5 protein-coding genes are annotated in these 3,761 nt (G+C 60.8%); 2 read left to right on the top strand and 3 right to left on the bottom strand.

The window, feature by feature from the left end; translation table 11 throughout:
* The first annotated feature begins 142 nt into the window (after window positions 1-142).
* Window positions 143-355 carry a type II toxin-antitoxin system HicA family toxin gene (locus tag QZY48_RS16575; RefSeq protein WP_295432919.1) on the top strand — a complete coding sequence of 71 codons (213 nt, stop codon included), beginning with the start codon at window positions 143-145 and terminating at the stop codon, window positions 353-355.
* Window positions 356-495: 140 nt separating this feature from the next.
* Here QZY48_RS16575 and QZY48_RS16570 read toward each other — a convergent pair whose 3' ends face one another.
* Entirely contained in the window at window positions 496-723 is a 228-nt protein-coding gene (locus QZY48_RS16570) for a hypothetical protein (protein WP_295432916.1), read from the bottom strand.
* 9 nt (window positions 724-732) lie between these two features.
* A complete protein-coding gene (locus QZY48_RS16565) occupies window positions 733-1,014 on the bottom strand; it encodes a ribbon-helix-helix domain-containing protein (protein ID WP_295432913.1) in 282 nt (93 codons plus the stop codon).
* A 441-nt stretch (window positions 1,015-1,455) separates the two neighbouring features.
* Here QZY48_RS16565 and QZY48_RS16560 point away from each other — a divergent pair, with 441 nt between their 5' ends.
* Entirely contained in the window at window positions 1,456-1,866 is a 411-nt protein-coding gene (locus QZY48_RS16560; RefSeq protein WP_295432910.1) for a clan AA aspartic protease, read from the top strand.
* Window positions 1,867-1,919: 53 nt separating this feature from the next.
* Here the strand turns inward: QZY48_RS16560 and QZY48_RS16555 are convergent, their stop codons facing one another.
* Complete coding sequence (locus QZY48_RS16555) at window positions 1,920-2,831, bottom strand: aldo/keto reductase (RefSeq protein WP_295432907.1); 912 nt, start codon at window positions 2,829-2,831, stop codon at window positions 1,920-1,922.
* Window positions 2,832-3,761 lie beyond the last annotated feature (930 nt).

Here is a 3,761-nt window from a genome sequence, read left to right as displayed (position 1 = left end):
CCTTCGCCCATTTCGTGGTGTGAACAAGGTATATCTACAGCAGTACGTCGCTATTCATGAATGGGCTCACAATATCAAGACATGCTCTGTGGAATTCCTCAGGGTACTGTGTGGCATCACACAATTCGCCTCATGAGCCGATATGTCAAAGCTGCCAGGCGTCAATCATCTCGACGCAGTTCGCGCCTTTGAAAAGGCCGGATTTCGCATAATCAGACAAGGCAAACACATTGTCATGAGCGACGGCGGACATTTGATTACGATTCCTCGTCACAATCCCGTCAAAGCATTTACTATGGGCGGCATTGTCAGAGATGCTGGCCTTACAATCGAAGCATTTCGTGTCCTACTTTGAAGAAGACGCAGTTCTGGGGACGGTTTACTTAATTCACGGCATGGAAAAGATTCCCGGATCGAATTAATTTTCTGTGTCAGGACAAACACATCGAGCCCGGCCCCTTTTCTTTCGTCTCGCCGATTGCGTTCTCTCTGCGATCAATGGTCGAGCAGATCGGCGAACAAACGCGCGGAGACGATCCGCGTTGTGCGATGGGTATGCAGCGCCAATAAATCGCTCTTGTCGCCGGTAACGAGAAAATCGGCGCTCGCGCTTTCCACCACGGCCAGGAGAAAATCATCGTTCGGGTCTGGAGAGCGGGTGACGGTGTGAAGAGGCTCGGACATGAGTGCGAGACGGCGAATGTCGTTGACGAGTCGGCCCACCTCGCTGGATTAGTGAGGGCCGTCTGAGGTTGCGGACTGGCGCTCGACGACCGACTCGTTGCGAACCGATCGCACCGCCTCGTCGATGACGGCTTGCAGAGCCTCAGGGTCGGTATCGGCGTTCCGGTCCTTTATCTTCTGAACCCTGCGGTCCATGACCCTCCAGCGCACCGCGTCCTCGACAAAAGCCGCCAAGTCTTCGCAGCCAAGGCCCGAGTCGTCCAGAAAGGCGCGCAGTGCGCGGTCTGTCTCTGCGGAGACGGCGATAGTCCAGCGGACAGGCTCGGACATGGGGATCACCTGGATAGCGGTTGGATTCGGGGATGTTAGATCCTGGATGGAAGGAAGTCCATTAGCCCGCGTAGGGCGGAACGCCGCAGGCGGTTCCGCCGCTTCGGTGCCTGAGCAATGGCGGATCGCCCTGCGAGCATCCGCCCTACAGTCCTGCCGGGTCGCCTCGGGCTTCACCCTGGAACAAGCAGTCGTCACGCCAAGGCGCCAAGCTCGCCAAGGTTTTTCAGTACCTTATCGGCGTTGGGCAATTCAACCAGCGGGTGACTTGGATACTGCATCCAGCATATTGGATTTCTTGGCGAGCTTGGCGCCTTGGCGTGATCATTCCTTATTCTTCTTTGTGTCTTTGTGCCTTTGTGAGAGAATTCTTATACTTCCTGGCGCCTTGGGCGGCGTCCTTTCGGCGAAGCTCGATACGGGCAAATGTTGAGGTGACTTATGGGCGCAGCGCATGTGACGGTGACAATCAGGAATCCTGCAAGCCCGGAGAGGTCATGGGAAGGGCTGTTTCTAGTCGATACAAATGCAACGGATTCTCTTGTTCCAAGAGATGCTCTTGAAGCCATTGGCCTTGCCCCAAAGGCACAGCGCATCTACGAGCTTGCAGACGGTAGCGAGATCAAGATGGACATTACAACAGGGGACATCGAGTTTATGGGGGAGATTGTCGGTGGAACGATTATCTTTGGAGATCCTGGAACGGAACCCATCTTGGGCGTTACCGCCTTAGAGTCCGTTGGCATTGATGTGGATCCAGGAAATCAAACATTGAAACGTTTACCCGCAATCCGGCTAAAGAAACTCAAAACGGAACAGCCGGTCAGTCGAGAAACCGGACAGCCGGCGTAGGGCGGAACGCCGCAGGCGGTTCCGCCTTTGCGGCCTGCGACCAACACGACTCCTCAGGGCACCTCCGCCCCCGCCGCCGCCTCGAGGATGTGGAACCACGCCTGCCGGTCCAGCACGATCTGCTCGGCCTCGAGCGCGTGGCGCACCCGCTCGATCCGGCCACTGCCGATCAGGGGCAGGGGCCCGCTCGGATGGGCCATCACCCAGGCATAGACCAATTGCTGCGGGCTGCACCCGCCGGCCGCCGTGGACTCCTCCCCGAGGACCCGGCGCAGTCGCCGGCCGCTCTCATCGCCCCCGCCGAACAGCCGCCCGCCGCCCAGACAACTCCAGGCCATAGGATGGATACGCCGCCGCTGGCACAGATCCAGGCTGCCGTCGAAGAACACCGGCAGGTTATAGGGCGAGATCTCCAGTTGATTGGTAACCAGGGCAAACGGTAGCCGGTCCTGCAATAGCTCGAACTGGTGCGGATTGAAGTTGGACACCCCGAAGTGACGGACCTTACCCGCGGCCCGCAGCGTCACGAAGGCCGCCGCCACCTGATCGGCGTCCAGCAGCGGGTCCGGGCGATGGATGAGCAGGAGGTCGACAAATTCGGTCTGCAGATTGGCAAGGCTGCGCTCGACCGCGGCCAGGATATGGTCGCGGCTGGTGTCATAGTGCTTGACGCGATGGCGGGGGCGTTGCGATGAGACGAGCCCGATCCCGCACTTGGTCACGATCTCGAGCCGCTCACGCAGCCCCGGCGCCTGGGCCAGTGCCTCACCGAAACGCGCCTCCACCCGGTAATCGCCATAGATGTCGGCGTGGTCCACCGTGGTGATTCCGAGTGCCAGTCCCTGCTCGATGAACGCAATGAGTTGAGGCGTCGCCAGGCCCCACTCCAGCAGGCGCCAGTAGCCCATAACGAAGCGGCTGAAGTCCGGACCGCCGGGGCCGAGTTGGATGCGTGAACAGGACATAGGACGCTCCCGCTGATGAATTAGGACCGGGCCACCCGGTCAATGAATACGGCCAACCCGTCGAGCAGCGCCGCATCCTGATCGCGCTGTGAGTTCGGGGGACAGTTTACTTATTTCATGCTCCGCGGCAGACGTAATTGAGTAAACTGTCCCCGGAACTCCAGACTCGCCAGCGGGCGTTTCCTGACCGCCAACCCCCTCCCAGGGCAACCGTGTGCTCGGTGGTCGCGAACTGTTGGAGGGGTTCTGCCCCAGCCGCTCGCGCGCGGCCTTCAGATCCGCCAGCGCCTTGCCCAACAACGCCCGCGCCTGCGCCGACGTGAGCGTCTCCAGGTAGGCGTCGTCGAATTGTCTGAGGTCGTGATCGCTCAGGTGCATGGCGATGGCGTGGCGGCGCTTGCGCGCCCTCGTTTAGGAGCTTGTGCCATAGTTTGCCAGGACCGTCGAGCTTTGTCGCGTAGGCTTATGATCGTCGGTGCGGCATTCATCATCATCCCGGGCATCCCGCCAACCGCGCGGTCGCTGGTCCGCACAGCGGACCCTACGGGCGCGGAGCCTTCCCGTAGGCTCCGCTGTGCGGACCGGGCGTGGCTCGCCGGAACTACGTCAAGGCCGTCCGCGAGGGGCTAGGAACAGGGGGGCTAAACGGTTACCTCCGAATAGGCGGGCAGGATCGGCAAGGGTAGGCCCGATAATGAACCGGACAGTCTCCCGCGCATCAGAGCGGAAACCTTGGGCTGCGGAATGCCGCAGGCGGTTCCGCCGCTTCGGTGCCTGAGCAATGGCGGATCGCCCTGCGGGCATCCGCCCTACACCGTCTTCGCGACGGAGCTTGATCATCGTTTCGGCCGCTGCCCCGAGGTCTCACACCGGAGGTCGAGGCTTTAGCCGGACCCGGGGCGCGCTGACGCGCCGTCGACCGGCTAACGG

Origin of the sequence: uncultured Thiodictyon sp., assembly GCF_903828115.1 — a bacterium.
GTDB lineage: Bacteria > Pseudomonadota > Gammaproteobacteria > Chromatiales > Chromatiaceae > Thiodictyon.
The sequence above is the reverse complement of the archived record's forward strand: the minus strand, read 5'-3'. Positions and strand labels throughout refer to the sequence as shown.

Excerpts from the sequence above, each read along its gene's own strand:
- QZY48_RS16575 (WP_295432919.1), top strand. The coding sequence starts at position 143 with ATGTCAAAGCTGCCAGGCGTCAATCATCTCGACGCAGTTCGCGCCTTT.
- QZY48_RS16565 (WP_295432913.1), bottom strand. The coding sequence starts at position 1,014 with ATGTCCGAGCCTGTCCGCTGGACTATCGCCGTCTCCGCAGAGACAGAC.
- QZY48_RS16560 (WP_295432910.1), top strand. The coding sequence starts at position 1,456 with ATGGGCGCAGCGCATGTGACGGTGACAATCAGGAATCCTGCAAGCCCG.
- QZY48_RS16555 (WP_295432907.1), bottom strand. The coding sequence starts at position 2,831 with ATGTCCTGTTCACGCATCCAACTCGGCCCCGGCGGTCCGGACTTCAGC.